This is a genomic window from Georgenia sp. Z1491, from assembly GCF_057652395.1.
On sequence record NZ_CM172729.1, the window covers coordinates 2,235,276 to 2,255,338 of the forward strand.

Here is a 20,063-nt window from a genome sequence, read left to right on the forward strand (position 1 = left end):
CAGGTCAACGGCGTTCGCGCCGCAATTCTCAGGCCGCGCGGGCGTTCGGAGTCACCGATCGGGCGCCGAGGTGCGGCACCCTAGAGTGCGGTCGTGGGCCTCTTCGACTTCATCGCCGGCTACTGGTGGCTGGTGTTCCCCCTCGGCGGGGTCATCGGCGGCGCGGTCGGTGGCGTCGCCACGGGTGTGAGCAAGTGGGACAAGCGCAGGCGTAAGCACAAGATCGAGCTCGCGCGGATCAAGTACGGCGCGCGGGACGCAGAGGCGGAGCGGGTCGAGGCCTCCCGGCGGGAGATCGAACGCACGCGCGCGCGGCACGCGGCGGTGGACGAGCGCTGGCTCGACTACGAGCTCGACATCGCCAAGCTCATCGACCACCCGCTGATGACCGACATGCGCGAACCGCTGACCGTGGACTTCCACCGGGCCAAGCGGGACGCCGACGCCCTCCGGCCGGGCGATGCCGACGGTGCTCCCGGCGCCGCCGGTGCCGACGAGCCGGTCGACGCGGAGCTGCTCGCCGAGTACCGGGACGCGGTGCGCCGGTACGAGACCGCGTTCGACGTCGCCGAGCAGGAGGCGCGGCGGCGTCAGGCCTCGGCGTTCTCCGTGACCGAGCAGCAGGCGCTCGTCCGTGCCAAGAAGTTCCTCTCGCTCGCCGACGACCCCTCGGCCACCTATGCGGAGCGGCAGACGGCCTACCGGCGCGCCACCCGCGAGCTCAGCGGACTCGTCGTGCTGCCGACCGCGGCCACCGACGCCTTCGAGCAGCGCATCGCCGGCGCGATCGGCGCACCCGCCGAGAGCGACGACGCACGTCGGGACTCGTGACGCCCGCCGGGGCTCGGTGGTCCGTGCGTCGTTCCCTGCTCACTCGAACCGGCTGACGTCCCCGGCGCCCACCCGCGCGACGCGCACGTCCCCCTCGCTGAGGTCGAGCACGCTCGTGGGTTCGGTCGAGGTGACGTCGGAGTCGACGACGGCGTCGAGCGCGTGGCCGATCTCCTCGGCCACGACCCAGCCCTCCGACATGGGCTCCTCCGCGTCCGGGAGGATCAGGGTGGAGGACAGGATCGGCTCCCCCAGCTCGCGCACGAGCGCCAGGGAGACGGGGTGGTCGGGGATACGCACGCCGACGGTGAGCTTCTTGGGGTGGACCATCATCCGCGGCACCTCCTTCGTGGCCGTGAGGATGAAGGTGTACGGCCCGGGCGTGAGCGACTTGATGAGCCGGAAGTCGGAGTTGTCGACGATGACGACCGAACCGAGCTGGGCGAAGTCGTGGCACACGAGCGTGAAGTGGTGCTTCTTGTCCAGGCGCCGGAGCTGCGTGATCCGCTCGATCGCGTCCTTGTTGCCCGGCGTCGCGCCGAGCGCGTACCCCGAGTCCGTGGGATAGGCGACCAGACCGCCCTGACGCAGGACGTCGACGGCCTGGGCGATCTTCCGCGGCTGCGGGTCCGTGGGGTGGATGTCGAGGTGGCGCACCATCGCCTCATCCTGCCACCGGTCGTCGGGGCGCGTCGCGCGCCCGCGGGCGCGTGCCGTCGCCCCGTTCCCGAGCCAGGCCCTCGGCACGGCCTGAACGATCGGTCAGGCGGGGTCGGCCGGCGCGATGTTCTCCACCTGCTGGACGAGCCGGAAGCCGAGCGACTCGTACAGGCGCCTGGGCCCGACGACGTCGGCCCACGTACCGAGCTGGACGACGCGCGCGCCTGCGGCGAGCTCGCGCCTCGTGATCGCGCACGTGAGCGCCGAGCCGACGCCCTGGCCCCGGTGGGCCGGGCGCGTGCCCAGGCCCGAGAGCACGGCGACCTCTCCTCCGCCCTGGACGGGCGCGCGCCGGGACGCCATGACGGCCAGCCACTCGCCGTCGCGCACGTAGCCGGTCCACGTGTGCTCCTCGAGGTGCCGGAGCGCCCACGTGTCCGGGTATGCCTCGGCGAGGACGTCGCGAACGACGCGGTTCGCCTCGACCTGCTCGAGGCGGAGCACCGCCTCCTCACCGGGCCTCGTCTCGGGCGCCTCGTGGATCGCGAGCAGGTCCCAGGCCCGTCCCGTGGTCATGGCGAGCCACGGCGCGAGGGCCGTCCGGGCGTCCGCCTCCGCCTCGGCCCGACGCCGCAGCTCGGCCAGCGTCCCGAGCGGCGCCTGGGCGGAGGCCAGGTCGGCGACCGGGTGGGCGATGAGCAGGTCGACGATCTGATCGACGTCGCCGGAGGCGAGCACGCGCCGGCCCCCGCCGTTCGGGTCGGGTCCCACGCCGACGCCCGCCGTGGCCGTCTGGGCCAGCGGCGAGGCCCCGATCCGCGCGGCCTGCGCCCGGTAGAACAGGTCGCCGTCGAGGAAGCCCTCGTGCGCGTCGGTCACGCTCGTGCGGACGGCGCGCCGGTACCGCCCGTCGGCTCGCTGCTGCCCGCCTCGGCCTGCTCCTGCTCCTCGTCCTCGGGCTCGGCGTCGACGCCGGCCTCGGCGCGCTGGTCCTCCGTGATGGGCGCGGGCGCGCCGGTCAGCGGGTCGTACCCGCCACCGGTCTTGGGGAAGGCGATGACCTCCCGGATGGAGTCCACCCCGTGCAGGAGCGCGACGATCCGGTCCCAGCCGAACGCGATGCCGCCGTGCGGGGGCGCGCCGAACTGGAAGGCGTCGAGGAGGAAGCCGAACTTCTCCTGCGCCTCGGCCTCGCCGATGCCCATGACGTCGAACACGCGCTGCTGGACGTCGCGACGGTGGATACGGATCGAACCGCCGCCGATCTCGTTGCCGTTGCAGACGATGTCGTAGGCGTAGGCCAGCGCCTCGCCCGGGTCCTCCTCGAAGCGGTCGATCCACTCCGGGGTCGGGGACGTGAAGGCGTGGTGCACGGCCGTCCAGCGTCCGCCGCCGACGGCGACGTCGCCCTCGTCCAGGGCCTCGGCGACCGGCTTGAACAGCGGCGCGTCCACGACCCACACGAACGCCCACGCATCCTCGTCGATCAGGCCGGTGCGCGCCGCGATCTCCTGCCGCGCCGCACCGAGCAGGGCGCGCGAGGACGTCTGCTCCCCGGCGGCGAAGAAGACGCAGTCCCCCGGCTCGGCGCCGACCGCGGCCGCGAGCCCGGCCCGCTCCGCCTCAGAGATGTTCTTGGCGACCGGCCCGCCGAGGGTGCCGTCCTCCGCGATCGTCACGTAGGCGAGGCCCTTCGTACCGCGCTGCTTGGCCCAGTCCTGCCAGGCGTCGAACGTGCGACGCGGCTGGCTCGCCCCGCCGGGCATCACGACGGCGCCCACGTACGGGGACTGGAACACACGGAAGGGGGTGTCTGCGAAGAAGTCCTTCAGCTCGGTGATCTCGACGCCGAACCGCAGGTCCGGCTTGTCCGAGCCGAACCGGCGCATCGCCTCGGCGTAGGTCATCCGCGCGATCGGGCGCGGGATAGCCACGTCGATGAGCGCCCACAGCTCGGCGAGGATCTCCTCGGCGACGCCGATGACGTCGTCCTGGTCGACGAAGCTCATCTCGACGTCGAGCTGGGTGAACTCCGGCTGCCTATCGGCCCGGAAGTCCTCGTCCCGGTAGCAGCGGGCGATCTGGTAGTACCGCTCCATCCCGCCGACCATGAGCAGCTGCTTGAACAGCTGCGGCGACTGCGGCAGCGCGTACCAGGAGCCCGGGGCCAGGCGGGCGGGCACGATGAAGTCGCGGGCCCCCTCCGGGGTGGACCGGGTGAGCGTGGGGGTCTCGATCTCGACGAAGTCCTGCGCGTCGAGCACACGCCGAGCGGCCTGGTTGACCTTCGAGCGCAGGCGGATCCCGGCGGCCGGGCCGGTGCGGCGCAGGTCGAGGTAGCGATGCCGGAGGCGGGCCTCCTCGCCGACGGCGCCCGAGTCCCCCGCGTGGTCCGAGACCTGGAACGGCAGCGGGGCCGAGCTGTTGAGCACGGTGAGCTCGGTGGCGATGACCTCGATCTCGCCGGTCGCGAGCTCGGGGTTGGCGTTGCCCTCGGGGCGCACGGAGACCTCGCCGGTCACCTGGACGACGAACTCGCTGCGCAGCTCGTGGGCGACGTCCTCGTCGCGGACGACGACCTGGGCGATGCCCGAGGAGTCCCGCAGGTCGAGGAACGCGACGCCGCCGTGGTCGCGCCGTCGATCGACCCAGCCGGCGAGCGTGACGTCTGCGCCGGCGTCGGCGGCGGTGAGAGTTCCTGCGGGGCGCGTGCGGAGCACGAGGGGTCCTTCCGTCGGGGTGCACCCCGCGAGACGGGCGGGGGCCGCCCCCGATGGTACGTCTCACGCACCGGTGAGTTGTCCGGCCGCCCCCCGCGGGGCGACGATGCGCGGGTGAGTGCTGAGGCGGGCGACGATCTCGCGGAACACACCGACGTGAGGACGATCCGGCTCCTCCTCGTCGTCTCGATCGCGCTCATCACCTTCGTCGCCTTCGAGGCCCTCGCCGTGGCGACGGCCATGCCGACGGTCTCCCGGGCGCTCGACGGCGGACAGCTCTACGCGCTCGCCTACGGCATCACGCTCGCCACGCAGGTGGCCACGACGACGGCCGCCGGCAGGTGGTGCGACGCGGGCGGGACCCGGGCCGCCCTGGTCACCGGCATCGTCACCTTCATCACCGGCCTCGCGCTCGCGGGCCTCGCCCCGGACATGTGGCTGCTCGTGCTCGGCCGGGCGGTCCAGGGCGTGGGCGGTGCGCTCGTCATCGTCCCGCTGTACGTGCTCGTGGGGACCGTCGTCCCCGCCCGGCGGCGCCCGGGTTTCTTCGCGGCCTTCTCCGCGGCGTGGGTCGTGCCGTCGCTGGTCGGGCCGCTGCTGGCCGGGTTCCTCGCGGACCACGTGTCCTGGCGGTGGGTGTTCCTCGGGATCGCGGCCGTCGCCGTGCCGGCCATGTTCCTCGTCCTCGCGGTCTTCGCCCGGCTCCGCCGCGACGAGGCGGCGGCCCGCGCCGCCGCGCCGAACGTGCCGGACGTGCCGAGGGCCCGGCCGGTCTCGACGCCGGGCGAGCAGCGGGGCTCGGCACCGGGCGAGAGGCGAGGATCCGCACCGGGCGACCGGGGCGGCTCCGCGATCCTCGTCGCCGTCGGGGCCGGGACCGGGGCCGCGCTCCTGCAGTCGGCGGGCTCGGCCCCCGGCGAGGGCGTCGGGCTCACGGCGTCCGACTGGATCCTCCTCGGGCTCGGCACGCTCGTGCTGCTGGCCTGCCTCCCCCGCCTACTGCCCGGCGGCGCGCTGCGGCTGCGAGCCCGCGTGCCCGCGCTCGTCACGGGCCGGGCCCTGCTCAACGGCGCCTACGTCGCGACCCAGGTCTACCTCGTGCTGCTCCTGCAGGAGCAGCACGGCTGGGACGCCATGTCGGCCGGCAGCGTGCTGACCGTCGGTTCCCTGTCGTGGGGCGCGGCCTCCGTGGTGGCTGCGCGCGTGCGGACCGAGGCGACGCGGGCGCGGCTGCCCTGGATCGGGTCGTCGATGCTGGCGGCCGGCATCGCCGTCGCGATCCCCACCTCGTGGCCGGACGTGCCCGCCTGGCTGACGATCGTCTCCTGGGTCGTCGCCGGCGGCGGGATCGGCCTCGCCATGTCCTCCTCCTCGGTGCTCGCGCTCGGCTGGACCCCGCGGGCGCGCCAGGGCGAGGTCAGCGCGCACCTCCAGATCGCCGACGCCCTCGGGCCGGCGGTCCTCGTCGCGCTCACCGGGGTCGCCGTGGCCGTCGCCCCGCCCGGCGCGCTGGGACAGGTCCCCTACGTGGCCGCGCTCGGGATCGGCCTCGTGCTCGCGCTGCTGTCGGCCACCGCGTCCTACCGCTCGCAGGGCGACCGGTCGACGCTGGCGACCTCGCCGGCCTGACCGGGGGCAACGGCGTCGTTGTGCCGGTTCTCACCGGGGCTCGACCACCCGCCGGGGGTGCCCGGCCGGTAACGTCTGGGGTCGAGCGCGCCATCCATGGCCGTGCACGCCCCACTCTTCTCTCCGACGCACAAGGCGCGGACGACTTCCGGGCACTGTGCGGCACGCGCCCCGTCCTGGGCGCCCCGCTCGCCGCACCCCGAGGAGATTTCGTGCCCGATCACGCCACAGAGCCTGCCCGCACCAGCGACCCGAGCCACGACGGCGACACCGTCCCCGACACCGAGCACGCCTCGCCCCGGGACGGCGCCGACCAGGCGCCGCAGGTCGAGGAGACCTCGAGCGTCGAGGCGCCCGCCGCGCAGGAGACCTCCGCGCCGGCCGAGCGCGAGGAGCGTCCCGCCACCTTCGCCACGCTCGGCCTGCCGACCGACCTGCTCCGCGCCGTCGAGGACCTCGGCTTCGTCGCGCCGACCGACGTGCAGGCCCGCACGATCCCCGTGCTCATGAGCGGCCGGGACGTCGTCGGGGTCGCCCAGACCGGCACCGGCAAGACGGCCGCGTTCGGTCTGCCCCTGCTCGCCGCTGTCGACCCGGGTCTGCGCAAGGTCCAGGCCATCGTGCTGGCCCCGACCCGCGAGCTCGCCGTCCAGGTGGGCGACGCGATCGCCGACTTCGCGCACCGCATGCCGGGGCTGCAGGTGCTGCCGATCTACGGCGGGTCGTCGTACACGCCGCAGCTGCGCGGGCTCAAAGACGGCGCGCAGGTCGTCGTCGGCACGCCCGGCCGGGTCATCGACCACATCGAGCGCGGCTCGCTCGACCTCACGCATGTGCGCTTCCTCGTGCTCGACGAGGCCGACGAGATGCTGCGGATGGGCTTCGCCGAGGAGGTCGAGTCGATCGCGTCGCACGTGCCGACCGACCGCCGCACGGCGCTGTTCTCGGCCACGATGCCGTCCGCGATCCGACGCGTCGCCGCCACGCACATGACCGACCCGGCGCACGTCTCGGTCACGCCGCCGGCGAGCACGGTGGCGAACATCGAGCAGACCTACGCCGTCGTGCCGTTCCGGCACAAGACCGGAGCGCTCGCCCGCATCCTGGCCGTCTCCGACGCCGATGCCGCCATCGTCTTCGTCCGCACCAAGGCGCAGGTCGAGGAGGTCGCGATCGAGCTCCAGGGCCGCGGCGTCCAGGCGGCCGCCCTGTCCGGCGACGTCCCGCAGAAGGAGCGCGAGCGCATCGTCGAGCGGCTCCGCGAGGGCACGCTCGACGTCCTCGTCGCCACCGACGTCGCCGCCCGCGGGCTCGACGTCGAGCGCGTCGGCCTCGTCGTCAACTACGACGTGCCCCGGGAGACCGACTCCTACGTCCACCGCATCGGCCGCACCGGCCGGGCCGGGCGCACGGGCCGCGCCCTGACGTTCCTCACGCCGCGCGAGCGCGGCCGCCTCGGCCAGATCGAGCGGGCCACGAACGCCACTCTCACCGAGGCCGTCATCCCCACGCCCGCGGACGTCTCCGCCCACAAGGCGCGCACGATCCTCCTCAAGACCTCCGAGCGGCACGACGCGGGCCGCCTCGAGATGTACCGCACGCTCCTCACCGAGGCCATGGGCGTCAGCGCCCCGGCCGACCCGGCCGAGGTCGCCGCCACCCTGCTCGCGCTGGCCGTCGGCGACTCCGGGCCGCGCCCGCGCTCGGAGTCCGAGCCCGACCAGCTCGCCCTGCCCGCGCGCAAGCAGCGGGACAAGAGCTGGAAGGACGACCGTCCCGGGTCCTCCGGCGCGGGCGACCGACGCGGCCGCACGCGGCGCGAGGAGAACGTCGACGAGCAGGGCGAGTTCCTCAGCGCCCGCTTCGAGGACGGCCGCGAGCCCAAGGGCCGCGTGGCCCGGCGCCCCCGCGGCACCGGCGACGGGACGACCTACCGCGTCGACGTCGGCCACCGCGACGGCGTCCGGCCGGCCGCGATCGTCGGTGCCCTGACCGGGGAGTCCTCGCTGCGCGGCGGCGACATCGGCAAGATCGACATCTTCCCCAGCTTCAGCCTCGTCGAGGTGAGCGCCGACCTTGACGCCCGCTCGCGGGAGAAGCTCGCCCGCGCCGTCGTCGGGGGCCGGCGCCTCAACCTGCGTGAGGACTCCGGGCCGAAGGGCGGGCACCGGCCCGCCGGCAGGGGCTCGGACCGCCGCCCCGGGCGCGACGACCGGCGTTCCACCTCGCCGTCGCGCCCCCGCCAGCCGCGGTACTGACCGTCGGCCGGTCAGCGCAGCGCGCGCACGGCCGAGCTGAACTCCTCGAACCTCGCGAGGTGCGCGTCGAGCGGCTCCGTGACGTCCGCGCGCACGCGCTCGGCGATCACGCTCCGTAGTCGCCTGCGCACCGCTCCCGCGCGGCGCCGCGCGCCGATGCGCGCGAGCCACGAGCCGAGCACCCACACGAGCAGCCCGGCCAGCACGCCGCCGAGGAGCAGCAGGGTCGGCACCGGCCAGCCGCGCCAGTCTGGCGTCGCGGGGGCCGGCATCCGCAGGTAGCCCATGACGGCGAGCCCCCCGAGCCACACGCCTCCGGCCACCGCGGCCCCGATCAGCACCCACTGGATCAGGCCGAGCACGCGCCACCACGCCGGGCGCCTGCCCTGGCCGAGGTCCACGGCACCGATCTCGGGATCGACCTGCTCGAGCAGTCCCGGGACCCGGCCCTCGACGTCCGCGCCGACGTCAGCACGCCACGCGTCGGGCATGCCCCCGGCCCGGGCCTCGACGTGGCGGCGCACGGCCGTCGTCAGCGAGGCGACCTGTGCCGGTCCCGCGGGCGGCAGGGACGTCACGCGCCCCGCTCCGCCCCGCTCCCCCAGGTGCAGGCGGCGCAGCGGGTCGGGCCGCAGGCGGCTGACCCACCGCACGGGCGGCCACCCGACGTGCCGACCGGCCCGGCGACGGTAGGCGGCCGCGGCCGCGCGCGTGACCACCGGGACCCCGGCGGCGCCGGAGGCCGCGGCCACGACCTGGCGCTCGTCGGCCGCGGGCGACCTGCCCGGCTCCGCGGCGTCCAGCTCCGCCGCCACGGCGAGCTCCTCGGCGACGGTCGCGGCGTCGGCGCGCAGCCGGGCGTGGGCGGCCACCTGGGACGCGGCCTGGTCCGCGACGGCACCGGCGAGCTCGGCGACGCCCTCGCCCGTGCGTGCGGAGGTCAGCAGCACCGGGACGCCGCCCAGACCGTCGTCGGCGAGCAGCCGCCGCAGGTCGTCGACGACGGCGTCCCGGGCCCCGCCGGAGAGCGTGTCGGCGTGGTTGAGCACGACGAGCGTGACGTCGGCGTGCCGCGCCATGGGCGCGAGGAACTCCCGGTGCACCACGGCGTCGGCGTACTTCTGCGGGTCGAGCACCCAGACGAGGACGTCGACGCGCTCGGCCAGCTGGGTGGCCAGCTCCCGGTGCGCGGCGGCGGTGGAGTCGATGTCGGGCAGGTCGAGCACGACGAGCCCGGCCGTGCGCTCGTCATGACCGCCGGCGGGCGTCCGCTCGGGGACGTCCAGCCAGTCGAGCAGCTCGGCGGTCGCGGCCGACCCGTCCGGCCCGGGCGCGAAGGTGACGGCGTGCGGGCGCTGCGTCGTCGGACGCGTGGGGGCCACGCGCGCCACCGGCGCGCCGGCGAGGGCGTTGACCAGGGAGGACTTCCCCGAGCCGGTCGCGCCCAGCAGGGCCGCCACCGTGGTGCCGGGGGCGAGGCTGCCGCGCTCGCCGGCGCGCGTGAGCACGACGTCGGCCCGGTCGAGCACGTCGGCGGGCAGGTGGCCGCGCGCGGCCTCGACGGCGGTGCGCAGGTGCGTCAGGTCGGTCGCCAGGTCCCCGGTGTCCCGTGCGCGCCTGCCGCGGCGCCTCGCGCTCATCGGGCGTTCTCCGCGCGGCGCGCGTCGGCGACCGCCCGGGCGGCGGAGTCGATCCGGTCCGCCAGGGCCTCGTCGACGCCGAGGGCGTCCAGCTGGTCCGTGAAGTGGCGCGCCCCTTCGGCGAGAAGGCCGCGGATGCGCCCCGCGAGGTCCTCGCGGGCGCGCTCGGCCATGCGCCGGACCTCGTCGTCGCCGAAGACGGCCTCGAGGATCTTCTGTGCGACGACCACCGTGCCGCCGCCGACGGCCACCTCGGCGCCGGTCGGGATGAACGCCGTCGACGCGAAGACCGCGACCATGAGGGCGGCGCCGAGGATGTTGACGCCGAAGGACAGCGCGCGGGCGGTCTGCCGGCGGTCGGCGCCCTCCTCACGCACGAGGTCGAGCAGGGCGGACTGCCAGGCGCGCACCTCGTCGGCGGCGCGGGCACGGATCGCCTCGTCGTCCGGCCGGTGGGCGACGGCGGCGCGCACGAGCTCACGGGCGGCCGGCTCGCGCAGCCAGGCCCGCTCGGCCTCGGCGGACGCGCGACGGACCTCCTCGACGAGGACGGCGAGCATCCCGGTCTCGATCGCCTCGGTGACGGGCTCGACCGGAGACCCCTTGCCGGTGAGTGCGGAGACGATGCGGTCGCGGATGCGGCCGACCCGGGACTCCAGGGCGCGCATGAGCTCCCCGGTCCCGATGAGCTCCTGCCACCGGGCGAGCACCTCGCCGCGCAGCATCGAGCCGTCGCCGGCGGCTGCGACGGCCCGTTCCTCCGCCGCGCCGTAGGCGATGTCGACGTCCTCGCGCAGGCGGTCGACGACGACGGACTGCTCGCGTGCGCCCTCGCCGACCGTGGCCGTGCGCCGGACGAGATCGTCGACGGCGCCGCCGAGCGTGGCCCGGGCGACCGCCGCACGCGAGGCGGAGTCGGTGGCGATGCCGCCGAGCCAGGCGCGCAGCGGCGCGACGTCCATGTCCGGCAGGAGCCCGCCGTCCGGGATCGGCACCTCGGCGACGGTGAACAGGGGCGCCCGGCCGAGGCCGGCGGCGGCGAGCCGCGCGGACAGGTCATGGCGGACCTCCCCCGACACCCCCTGCGGCACGCGGTTGAGGACGACGGCGACGACGATCCGTCGTGCGGCGGCTTCGGCGAGGAGCTCCCACGGCACGGCGTCCGCGTATCGGGCGGCGGTCGTGACGAACACCCACAGGTCCGCCGCGGCGAGGAGCTCGCCGGCGAGGCGGCGGTTGTCCTCGACCACCGAGTCGATGTCCGGTGCGTCGAGGACCGCCAGGCCCGGCGGCACCCGGTCCGAGACGCGCAGCTCGAGCTCGCCGTGGGTGCCCTCGCCGGCGGGCGTCGGCGCGGCGTCGCCGGAGACGTGCACGCGGGCGAGCCCGGGCAGCACCCGGTCGCCCGCGAACCACTCCTCGTCGAGAAGGTGGTGGACGAGCAGCGGCCGGCGCGTGGTCGGGCGGATGGCGGACGCGCTGGTCACCGGTGCGCCGAGGAGGGCGTTGACCAGGGTCGACTTGCCGGCACCGGTCGAACCGCCCACGACGGCGAGAAGCGGCGCGTCGATCCGGGAGTACCGCGCGAGCACGTAGTCGTCGAGCTGCTGCGTGACCCGCTGCGCCTGGGTGCGCGCGCCCGCGGCGACCGGTGTGGCCAGCGGGAGCCGCACGGCGCCGAGGACCTCACGCAGCTCGGTGAGTGCCGCGAGGACGCGCCGTGCCGCGGCGCCGGTGCCTGCGGGCAGGCTCACCGGCCGTCCTCGACGGTGGGCGCGACCGTCGGCCGGCGGTCACCGGCCGGCGGCTCCCAGGTGGCGGGGTCGGCGGCGACCTGCTCGCCGGAGCGGATGTCCTTGACCTCGTGGCCGTCGCCCGAGACGAACCAGACGAACGGGATCGAGCGCCGGTCGGCGTGGCGGATCTGCTTGCCGAACTTCGCCGCGCTCGGGGCCACCTCCACGGGGATGTCGCGGGCCCGCAGTGCCGCGGCGACGTCGTCGGACGCGCCGCGGTGGTCCTCGTCGGCGACCGCGACGAGCACGGCGCTGGGCACCGGACGGGACGCGCGCGCCAGGTCGGCGCCGAGGATGCGGGCGACCAGGCGGGAGACGCCGATCGACAGTCCTGCCCCCGGGAAGGTCCGGGAGCCGGCGGTGGCGAGGGAGTCGTACCGTCCGCCGGAGCAGATCGAGCCGAGGTCCTCGTGGCCGAGCAGGGTCGTCTCGTAGACGGTCCCCGTGTAGTAGTCGAGGCCCCGGGCGATCGACAGGTCCCCGACGACGGCCTCCGGGCGGCGGCGCTCGGCGGACGACAGCACGGCGAGCAGGGAGTCGAGCCCCTCGTCGAGGAGGTCCGTGCGCACGCCGAGGGCGCGGACCTGCTCCTCGACCTCGGACGCGGTGCCGCGGATCCCGGCGAGCCGCAGGGCCTGCTCGGCCTGCTGCTCGCTCGCGCCCGCCTCGTCGGCCAGCAGCGCCGCCACGGCCTCGGGACCGATCTTGTCGAGCTTGTCGATCGACCGCAGCACGGCCTCGACGTCGGTGAGCCCGATGCCGGAGTAGAAGCCCTGGGAGAGCTTGCGGTTGTTGACGCGGACGACGGCGCGCGGCACCGGCAGGGCGGCGAGGGCCTCGGCCATGACGAGGGCGAGCTCGGCCTCGTGGTGCTCGGCCAGCGCGCCGTCGCCGACGACGTCGACGTCGGCCTGGGTGAACTCGCGGAACCGGCCGTCCTGGGGGCGCTCCCCGCGCCAGACCTTCTGGATCTGGTAGCGGCGGAACGGGAACGTCAGGTCCCCGGCGTGCTCGACGACCCAGCGCGCGAACGGGACCGTGAGGTCGAAGTGCAGCCCGAGCCGCCGGTCGGTGCCGGACGCGGGATCGCCGGCGGCGTCGTCGTCGGCCTGGAGACGGCTGAGGAGGTAGATCTCCTTGGAGGTCTCGCCCTTGGACAGGAGCTGCTCGACCGGTTCGACGGAACGGGTCTCGATCGGCGCGAACCCGTGCAGCTCGAAGGTGTGCCGCAGCGTGTCCAGGACGTGGTTCTCGACGAGACGTCCGTCGGGCAGCCATTCGGGGAATCCGGACAACGAGGGGGTACGAGCCATGGGCCCGATTGTTCCACCGATGGTCGCCCCCGCCCGTGCGGTGCGGCCGCGTCGGGTGGCCCGGCGGTGTGCGTCTGCTCCCATCGCGCACGCTCCGGGCCTTGCCCGATGTCGATCGGCCGGCCAGGTCTCAGGAGAGGCAGGGGTTCGTGGCGAGCTCGTGCTGCAGGGTGGTGACGGGACCGTGGCCCGGCAGGAGGATCGAGCGCGGGTCGACGACGCGCGTGAGGGTCCGCAGCGTCTCGTCCATGGCTCGGGGGTCGCCGCCGGGCAGGTCGGTGCGGCCGACGGAGCCCGCGAAGACGACGTCGCCGGTGAGCAGCAGCAGGTGCGGCACCGTCGGGGTCGGTAGCCGCACGTGGCCAGGGTCGCCGGGCTCGCCGGTGTCGAGCTCGTCGGCCTGGAGCAGCAGCACCGTCGAGCCTGCCGTGTGCCCGGGGGCGGGGATGCCGCGCACGCCGAGCGCGGGGACGACCGCCGCTCCCCCGCCGGTGAGGAGGTCGGTGGACATCTGCTGGACGGCGGCCGGCCGGCGCCACGGGGTGCCTGCGATCAGCGGGAACTGGCCGCCGAGGAGGTCGCCGACCTGGTCGGCGCCGGCGGGGTCCGCCAGGCGGGGCCGGTCGGGTGCCGCGATCTGCACGGGGACGCCGGCGGGGTCCGCGACGGCGGCGGCGTCCCACACGTGGTCCGGGTGGCCGTGGGTGACGAGGACGGCGCCGACGCTCAGCCCCAGGTGCTCGAGCACCGGGGCGAGGAGCTCGGCGGAGCCGGCTCCCGGGTCGACGACGACGCACGGGCCGTCCTGGGCCGGGGCGAGGACGAAGGTGTTGACCTCGAGGGCCGGGGCGACGACGCGGCGGACGAGCATGCCGCCAGGGTAGACGGGGCCCGGGGCGCAGCTCGCGGGCGTGGCCCTCTCGGGCCGGACTGCACTCTCGGTGGGATTCGAACCTTTCGCCCGCGCGCGGACGGTCACGTGTCGGTGCGGATGCGCGGAGCGAACTACGCTGTCCGGGTCCCCTGCCGAGCCGGGGACCCGCGCACCAGGTCGGTGCCGCGGTGACGACGACGCCCGCACGCGGGCCTCGGCATGGAGTGAGCGACGTGAGCGATCAGCCCTACCGCGACGAGAACGCACCCGCGGAGCCCCACGGCTCCCCCGAGGCGCCCGGGACCACCGAGGAGGAATCGGCCCGCGCGGCCGCGCATCCGGCACCGGAGCCGGCCGAGGCCGGCCCTCCTGCGCCCGAGGCTGGGCCGGGGCCAGCCGCGGACGCGCCGTCCGCACCGCCTGCGTCGGAGGCTCCACCGGCACCCGAGACCGCGCCGGCTCCCGAAGCGCCTCCCGCGCCGCCGGCACCCGAGACTGCGCCGGCACCGCCCGCACCGGACGCGCCTCCCGCGCCGCCGGCTCCCGAGACTGCGCATGGTCCGGAGGCAGCCCCGGCACCCCCGGCAGCCCCGGCACCACCCCCGGCACCCGAGGCAGCCCCGGCACCCGAGGCAGCCCCGGCACCCGAGGCAGCCCCGGCACCACCGGCACCACCGGCACCCGAGGCAGCATCGCCGGCTCCCGAGGCAGCCCCGGCGCCACCCGCACCCGCACCCGCACCCGCGGCTGCGGCACCGGAGTCCCACGCACCGGACGCGCCTCCTGCGCCGCCGGCTCCCACCCCGCGCCCACGGCCGGGCGGGGCGCCCGCACCGACACCGGGCTCCGTGCCGACGCCGAAGGCGATGCCGGCCAAGCCGTCGGTCGCACCGGTCCCGGCCGCCGCGGCCGCTCCCGCCGCCCCCCAGCCGGCGCTGGACCCCGCGCTCGCCGCGGCGGCAGCCGCCTTCGGACGGGTCGACGAGGAGGGCACGGTCTACGTCAAGGACGGCGACTCGGAACGGATCGTGGGTCAGTTCCCGGGCGGCTCCGAGGAGGAGGCGCTCGGCATGTACGTGCGCCGCTACCTCGACCTCGCCGCTCAGGTCGCGCTCCTCGAGACGCGCCTGAGCCACATCACCCCGAAGGAGGCCGGCCAGACGCATCGCAAGCTCACCGAGCAGCTCGCCGAGCCGGCCGCCGTCGGGGACCTGCCGGCGCTGCGCGAGCGACTGGCCGCCGTCGAGCAGGTCATCGAGGTCGAGCGCGAGAAGGCGCGCGTCGCGCGCGCCGAGGCCAAGGCCGAGGCCCTCGTCGAGCGCACCGCGCTCATCGAGCGGGCCGAGGGGATCGCCGCCCAGAACCCCGCCAACACCCGGTGGAAGGCCTCCGGCGAGGAGATGCGGGGCCTGCTCGACAGCTGGAAGAAGGCCCAGCGCTCGGGTCCGCGCATCGACAAGCCGGACGAGGACGCGCTGTGGAAGCGCTTCTCCGCCGCCCGCACCCAGTTCGACAAGCAGCGCAAGGCGTTCTTCCACGAGCTCGACGCCAGCCAGGACGAGGTGCGCCGGGCCAAGGAGAAGCTCATCACGCGCGCAGAGGAGCTCTCCGGCTCGACCGACTGGGGACCCACCTCGGGCGCCTACCGCGACCTCATGGACCAGTGGAAGGCGGCCGGACGCGCCTCGAAGAAGGTCGACGACGAGCTCTGGCACCGATTCCGCACCGCGCAGCAGCGCTTCTTCGACAACCGCACCGCCGCCAACGCGGCGATCGACAAGGAGTACGAGGGCAACCTCGAGGTCAAGCTCGAGATCCTCACGAAGGCCGAGGCCCTCCTGCCGATCACGGACGTCGAGGCCGCGAAGAACGCCCTGCGTCCGCTGCAGGACCAGTGGGAGGAGGCGGGCAAGGTGCCGCGGGCGGACATCCAGCGCGTCGAGGGCCGCATGCGCGCCGTCGAGAAGGCCATCCGCGACGCCGAGGCCGAGCGCTGGAACCGGTCCGACCCCGAGAAGAAGGCCAGGGCGGACGGCATGCTCGCCCAGCTCGAGGACGCCATCGCCGGCCTCGAGGAGGACCTCGAGAAGGCCCGGGCCACCGGCGACGACAAGAAGATCGCCACCGCCCAGGAGGCGCTCGACGCTCGCCGTTCCTGGCTCGCCCAGATACAGGCGTCCGCCGACGCCTGATCCATCCACAGGCACCGCTCCCGCGGCCCCGTCCACAGATCGTGGGCGGGGCCGCGGGCGTCCAGGCCATCGTGGGCACATGCATCCGGCTCTGACCTGGCTCGCCCCACGTGCCCTCCCCGCACCCCAGCTGGTGGCACCGGTCCACGGCGACGCCCTCGTCGTCCGCACCCCCGGTGGTGCCGACCCCCCGCCCCTGTCGACCGTGTGGGAGTCGGCGGACGGGACGACGCCGCCGGCGGCGATCGGCGCAGGTCTGGCGCGCGCGGCACGGGCAGCACAGGCGTCCGAGGAGCTCAGCCCCCACCAGGTGCTCTGTCTCGGCTCGGCCGCCTGGGTCCACGTCGGCGGCCCTCGCCCCAGAATCCCCGACACGGCGCGAGCCCCCGGGCGCACGGGCAGGGCCCGACACAAGATCGTCCTGCGCGCGCACGACCTCACACACGTCGACGGTGTCCCGGCCACGACGCCGGCGCGCACGGTGCTCGACCTCGTTCGCCGTCTTCCGTTCGACCGGTCGGCGGGGCCGGCGCGCGCGCTGCTCGGGGATCGCGCGGTGGCCGCCGACGTCCGGCGTGCGGTCCTCGAGCGCACCGGGCTGCCCGGCATCCGCCGGGCCACCGAGCTGCTCGACCTCGTCCTCGTCGACCTCGGGCACCGGCCCATAGGTGACCTCGGGCGCAGGCCCGTATCCACGTAGGGCGCGGGGGCGTAGTCTCGCGGCGTCGGCCGTCCGGATCAACGGGACACCGTCGCCGAACGAGAACCCGTCGCCGAAGGAGTCCCGTGCCCCGCATCGTCGTCGCAGGAGCGTCCGGGGTGCTGGGCGGACGCATCGCCACCAGGCTCGCGCGGACCACGGACGCGACCGTCGTGGCGGGCGACCACCGGGCCGAGCGCGCACCACTGACCGCGCGGGCCGTCGGCGCACCCGAGCAGGTGCACCTCGACGTCCGCGACGCCGCGAGCATCGCCCGGGCCCTCGACGGTGCGGACGCCCTCGTCGTCGCGGCGCCACAGGACCGTCCGTTCGTGCAGGAGGTCGGCCTGGGCGCCGGCGTCCACGTCGTCGACGTGAGCCCGGACCCCACTCTGACCGCCCAGGTACGCGCGACGGATGCCCGCGCACGCCGGCGGGGCGTCGCCTCGGTGACGATGGCGGGGATGTTCCCCGGGCTGTCCGGGCTCGTGGTGACGGACCTCGTCTCCGGGCTCGACCAGGTCGACCACGTCGAGCTGCTGTACCACCAGAGCACGAACGCGTCGGTCGGGCCGGACGGGACCGAGGCGATGCTGCGCTGGGTCGCCGCGCCCGTCCCGCCGACCCGGCGGCCCGGTCTGGCGGACCGTCATCCTCGCGAGCCGGGGCTGCGCCGGTTCGAGCACCCCGAACGAGCACTGCTCGAGGACGCCACCGGCGCCGACGTCCGGTACTGGACCGGCTGGGACTCCCCCGCGTTCACCCGGGTCGTCGCCGGGCTGGCCCGGACCCGCGTCCTGCGCCCGCTCGCTCCCGTGCTCGCGCCCCTGGCCACGCACGACCCGGATCGGCCCGAGGAGGCGATGCTCACCGTCCGCGTGCTCGGCCGTCGCGCCGGGCGTCCCGACCGGGACGGGGTTCGGCTCGTCTGCGACTCGGACTACGGGGCGACCGCCGCCGTCGCGGTCGCCCTCACCCGCCTCGCCCTCGGCGGTCGACTCGTCGGCGCGGGCGTCCCCCTCGATCTCACGACGCTCGACGACGTGCTGCCGCACGTGCCCGCGGCGATCACCTCCGCCGCGTAGGGGTCCCCGCACGGCCGACCGCGCGACCCACGGCACGGCCCGGGTCAGCCGCGCCGGCCCTCCGGCCGCCGCCCCATCACCCGCTGGACGTCGAGCACGCCCTGGACCTGCCGGATCGCCCTGAGCACCGAGCCCAGGTGCGCGGTCTCGGCCATCTCGAAGACGAACCGGCCGATCGCCACCCGCTCACGGGTGGTCGAGATCGACGCGGACAGGATGTTGACGTGGTTCTCCGAGAGCACGCGCGTGAGGTCGGACAGCAGGCCGTGCCGGTCGAGCGCCTCGACCTGCACCTGCACGAGGAACGTGGACTCGGGGCTCTCGACCCACTCCACGCCGACGAGCCGTTCGCTCTGCGTGCGCAGCTGGTCGACGTTCTGGCACTCGGCATGGTGCACGGACACGCCCTGGGAGCGGGTGATGAACCCGACGATCGGGTCGCCCGGGACGGGGGTGCAGCAGCGAGCGATCTTCACCCACACGTCGGAGCCGTCCATGCCCTCGACGGCGATGCCCGAGTCGCCGCTGCGGCGCACGGGCGTACCGGTGCCGGGGATCGTCGCCTCGGCGAGCGTCTCCTCCGCCCCGTCGTCGCCGCCCATCGACTCCACGAGCTTGGCGACGACGTTCGCCGCGGACACGTGCCCCTCGCCGATCGCGGCGTACAGGGCCGTGACGTCGGCGTACCGCATCTCCACCGCGAGCGAGTGCACGGCCTCGGCACTCATGAGGCGCTGGATCGGCATGTTCTGCTTGCGCATGGCCTTGGCCAGCGCGTTCCGCCCGCCCTCGACGGCCTCCTCCCGGCGCTCCTTCGTGAACCACTGCCGGATCTTGTTCTTCGCGCGCGGGCTCGCGACGAAGCTCAGCCAGTCCTGGGAGGGGCCCGCCTCGGGAGACTTCGACGTGATCACCTCGACCGAGTCACCGTTGTCGAGGCGCCGGTCGAGCGGGACGAGCTTGCCGTTGACCTTGGCCCCGACGGTGCGGTGACCGACCTCCGTGTGCACGGCGTAGGCGAAGTCCACCGCGGTCGAGCTGCCGGGCAGCGCGAGCACGTCACCCTTGGGCGTGAACACGTAGACCTGCGAGCCGGCCATCTCGTAGCGCAGGGAGTCGAGGAACTCGCCCGGGTCGGCGGTCTCCTTCTGCCAGTCGACGAGCTGGCGCAGCCAGCCCATCTCCCCGCCGGACGGCTCGGGCGCGGCACGTCCCGCACGGGAGCCCTCCTTGTACTTCCAGTGGGCGGCCACGCCGTACTCGGCACGCCGGTGCATGGCGTGGGTGCGGATCTGGATCTCGACCGGCCGCCCGCCCGGGCCGAGCACGGTCGTGTGCAGGGACTGGTAGAGGTTGAACTTCGGCATCGCGATGTAGTCCTTGAAGCGCCCCGGCATGGGCGTCCATCGCGCGTGCACGGCGCCGAGCATCGTGTAGCAGTCGCCGACCGAGTCGACGAGCACACGAACCCCGACGAGGTCGAAGATGTCGTCGAAGTCGCGGCCCCGCACGATCATCTTCTGGTAGATCGAGTAGTGGTGCTTCGGTCTGCCGGTGACGACCGCCTTGAGCCGGTGCGTCTTGAGGTCCTGCTCGATCTGGGAGCGGACCTTCGCCAGGTACTCGTCGCGGGCGGGCGCCCGCTCGGCCACCAGGTGGTCGATCTCGTCGTAGACCTTGGGGTAGAGCGTGCGGAACGAGAGGTCCTCGAGCTCCCACTTGATGGTGTTGACGCCGAGCCGGTGCGCGAGCGGGGCGTAGATCTCGAGCGTCTCGCGGGCCTTGCGGCGCGCGGACTCCTGGGAGACGTGCCGCCAGGTGCGCGCGTTGTGCAGGCGGTCCGCGAGCTTGATGACGAGGACGCGGATGTCCTTGGCCATCGCGACGACCATCTTGCGCACCGTCTCGGCCTGCGCGGCCTCGCCGTAGTGGACCTTGTCGAGCTTCGTCACGCCGTCGACGAGGAGCGCGATCTCGTCGCCGAAGTCCTTGCGCACCTGGTCCAGCGAGTAGTCGGTGTCCTCCACCGTGTCGTGCAGCAGCGCGGAGGCCACCACGACGTCGGGCATCCCCAGCTCGGCGAGGATCGTCGTCACCGCGACGGGGTGGGTGATGTAGGGCTCGCCCGACTTGCGCGTCTGTCCCTCGTGGGCACGCTCCGCGACCTCGTAGGCCCGCCGGACGAGCTGGACGTTGGCCTTGGGGTGGCTGGCGCGCAGCGCGCCGATGACGGGCTCGATCGCCGCGGGGAACTGGTGGGAGCGTCCGCCGAGCCACACGAGGCGCGAGCGTCCCCAGCCGGACGGCGAGGACGCCGCCGGCTGCCCGGTCCGCTCGATGGTCATCCCAGGATGATAGTGCTCCA

At 74.9% G+C, this 20,063-nt stretch carries 14 protein-coding genes; 6 read left to right on the top strand and 8 right to left on the bottom strand.

Going from position 1 to position 20,063, the window contains the following annotated elements; all coding sequences use genetic code 11:
• Window positions 1-93: 93 nt before the first annotated feature.
• Window positions 94-831 (top strand): hypothetical protein, encoded by a 738-nt coding sequence (locus tag AC24HA_RS10315; RefSeq protein ID WP_425709517.1) that lies wholly within the window; start codon window positions 94-96, stop codon window positions 829-831.
• Between the two features lie 39 nt (window positions 832-870).
• On the opposite strand, the gene AC24HA_RS10320 is transcribed toward AC24HA_RS10315, so the two are convergent.
• The 3 genes from AC24HA_RS10320 to aspS all read right to left on the bottom strand — a co-directional run bounded on the left by AC24HA_RS10320 (window position 871) and on the right by aspS (window position 4,211).
• Complete coding sequence (locus AC24HA_RS10320) at window positions 871-1,491, bottom strand: L-threonylcarbamoyladenylate synthase (protein WP_425709518.1); 621 nt, start codon at window positions 1,489-1,491, stop codon at window positions 871-873.
• A 102-nt stretch (window positions 1,492-1,593) separates the two neighbouring features.
• Window positions 1,594-2,370, bottom strand: a complete 777-nt coding sequence (locus tag AC24HA_RS10325; protein WP_425709519.1) for a GNAT family N-acetyltransferase — start codon at window positions 2,368-2,370, stop codon at window positions 1,594-1,596.
• Complete coding sequence (aspS, locus tag AC24HA_RS10330; RefSeq protein ID WP_425709520.1) at window positions 2,367-4,211, bottom strand: aspartate--tRNA ligase; 1,845 nt, start codon at window positions 4,209-4,211, stop codon at window positions 2,367-2,369. The genes AC24HA_RS10325 and aspS overlap by 4 nt, the downstream gene beginning before the upstream one ends.
• A 114-nt stretch (window positions 4,212-4,325) precedes the next feature.
• Between aspS and AC24HA_RS10335 the strand changes: the two genes are divergently transcribed.
• Window positions 4,326-5,840: an MFS transporter gene (locus tag AC24HA_RS10335; protein WP_425709521.1), complete on the top strand. Its 1,515-nt coding sequence runs from the start codon at window positions 4,326-4,328 to the stop codon at window positions 5,838-5,840.
• 212 nt (window positions 5,841-6,052) lie between these two features.
• Window positions 6,053-8,098 (top strand): DEAD/DEAH box helicase, encoded by a 2,046-nt coding sequence (locus tag AC24HA_RS10340; RefSeq protein WP_425709522.1) that lies wholly within the window; start codon window positions 6,053-6,055, stop codon window positions 8,096-8,098.
• Window positions 8,099-8,109: 11 nt separating this feature from the next.
• Here AC24HA_RS10340 and AC24HA_RS10345 read toward each other — a convergent pair whose 3' ends face one another.
• The 4 genes from AC24HA_RS10345 to AC24HA_RS10360 form a co-directional block, all read right to left on the bottom strand.
• Entirely contained in the window at window positions 8,110-9,738 is a 1,629-nt protein-coding gene (locus tag AC24HA_RS10345) for a GTPase (protein WP_425709523.1), read from the bottom strand.
• Window positions 9,735-11,492 (bottom strand): dynamin family protein, encoded by a 1,758-nt coding sequence (locus AC24HA_RS10350; protein WP_425709524.1) that lies wholly within the window; start codon window positions 11,490-11,492, stop codon window positions 9,735-9,737. Before AC24HA_RS10350 ends, AC24HA_RS10345 begins: the two co-directional genes overlap by 4 nt.
• On the bottom strand, window positions 11,489-12,847 hold the full coding sequence (hisS, locus tag AC24HA_RS10355; RefSeq protein WP_425709525.1) for a histidine--tRNA ligase: 1,359 nt from the start codon (window positions 12,845-12,847) through the stop codon (window positions 11,489-11,491). The genes AC24HA_RS10350 and hisS overlap by 4 nt, the downstream gene beginning before the upstream one ends.
• A gap of 130 nt (window positions 12,848-12,977) precedes the next feature.
• Window positions 12,978-13,718 (bottom strand): MBL fold metallo-hydrolase, encoded by a 741-nt coding sequence (locus AC24HA_RS10360; RefSeq protein ID WP_425709526.1) that lies wholly within the window; start codon window positions 13,716-13,718, stop codon window positions 12,978-12,980.
• 851 nt (window positions 13,719-14,569) lie between these two features.
• Here AC24HA_RS10360 and AC24HA_RS10365 point away from each other — a divergent pair.
• The 3 genes from AC24HA_RS10365 to AC24HA_RS10375 all read left to right on the top strand — a co-directional run bounded on the left by AC24HA_RS10365 (window position 14,570) and on the right by AC24HA_RS10375 (window position 17,698).
• Complete coding sequence (locus AC24HA_RS10365; RefSeq protein ID WP_425709527.1) at window positions 14,570-15,913, top strand: DUF349 domain-containing protein; 1,344 nt, start codon at window positions 14,570-14,572, stop codon at window positions 15,911-15,913.
• 79 nt (window positions 15,914-15,992) lie between these two features.
• Window positions 15,993-16,613 (top strand): type IV toxin-antitoxin system AbiEi family antitoxin, encoded by a 621-nt coding sequence (locus AC24HA_RS10370; protein WP_425709528.1) that lies wholly within the window; start codon window positions 15,993-15,995, stop codon window positions 16,611-16,613.
• Window positions 16,614-16,699: 86 nt separating this feature from the next.
• On the top strand, window positions 16,700-17,698 hold the full coding sequence (locus AC24HA_RS10375) for an NAD-dependent epimerase/dehydratase family protein (protein WP_425709529.1): 999 nt from the start codon (window positions 16,700-16,702) through the stop codon (window positions 17,696-17,698).
• Between the two features lie 44 nt (window positions 17,699-17,742).
• Here AC24HA_RS10375 and AC24HA_RS10380 read toward each other — a convergent pair whose 3' ends face one another.
• Window positions 17,743-20,043: a RelA/SpoT family protein gene (locus tag AC24HA_RS10380; protein ID WP_425709530.1), complete on the bottom strand. Its 2,301-nt coding sequence runs from the start codon at window positions 20,041-20,043 to the stop codon at window positions 17,743-17,745.
• Between the last annotated feature and the right edge of the window lie 20 nt (window positions 20,044-20,063).

What these genes read in the sequence shown, in the direction of transcription:
- AC24HA_RS10345 (WP_425709523.1), bottom strand. Translation starts at nt 9,738, where the DNA reads ATGAGCGCGAGGCGCCGCGGCAGGCGCGCACGGGACACCGGGGACCTG.
- AC24HA_RS10360 (WP_425709526.1), bottom strand. Translation starts at nt 13,718, where the DNA reads ATGCTCGTCCGCCGCGTCGTCGCCCCGGCCCTCGAGGTCAACACCTTC.
- hisS (WP_425709525.1), bottom strand. Translation starts at nt 12,847, where the DNA reads ATGGCTCGTACCCCCTCGTTGTCCGGATTCCCCGAATGGCTGCCCGAC.
- AC24HA_RS10320 (WP_425709518.1), bottom strand. Translation starts at nt 1,491, where the DNA reads ATGGTGCGCCACCTCGACATCCACCCCACGGACCCGCAGCCGCGGAAG.
- AC24HA_RS10380 (WP_425709530.1), bottom strand. Translation starts at nt 20,043, where the DNA reads ATGACCATCGAGCGGACCGGGCAGCCGGCGGCGTCCTCGCCGTCCGGC.
- AC24HA_RS10370 (WP_425709528.1), top strand. Translation starts at nt 15,993, where the DNA reads ATGCATCCGGCTCTGACCTGGCTCGCCCCACGTGCCCTCCCCGCACCC.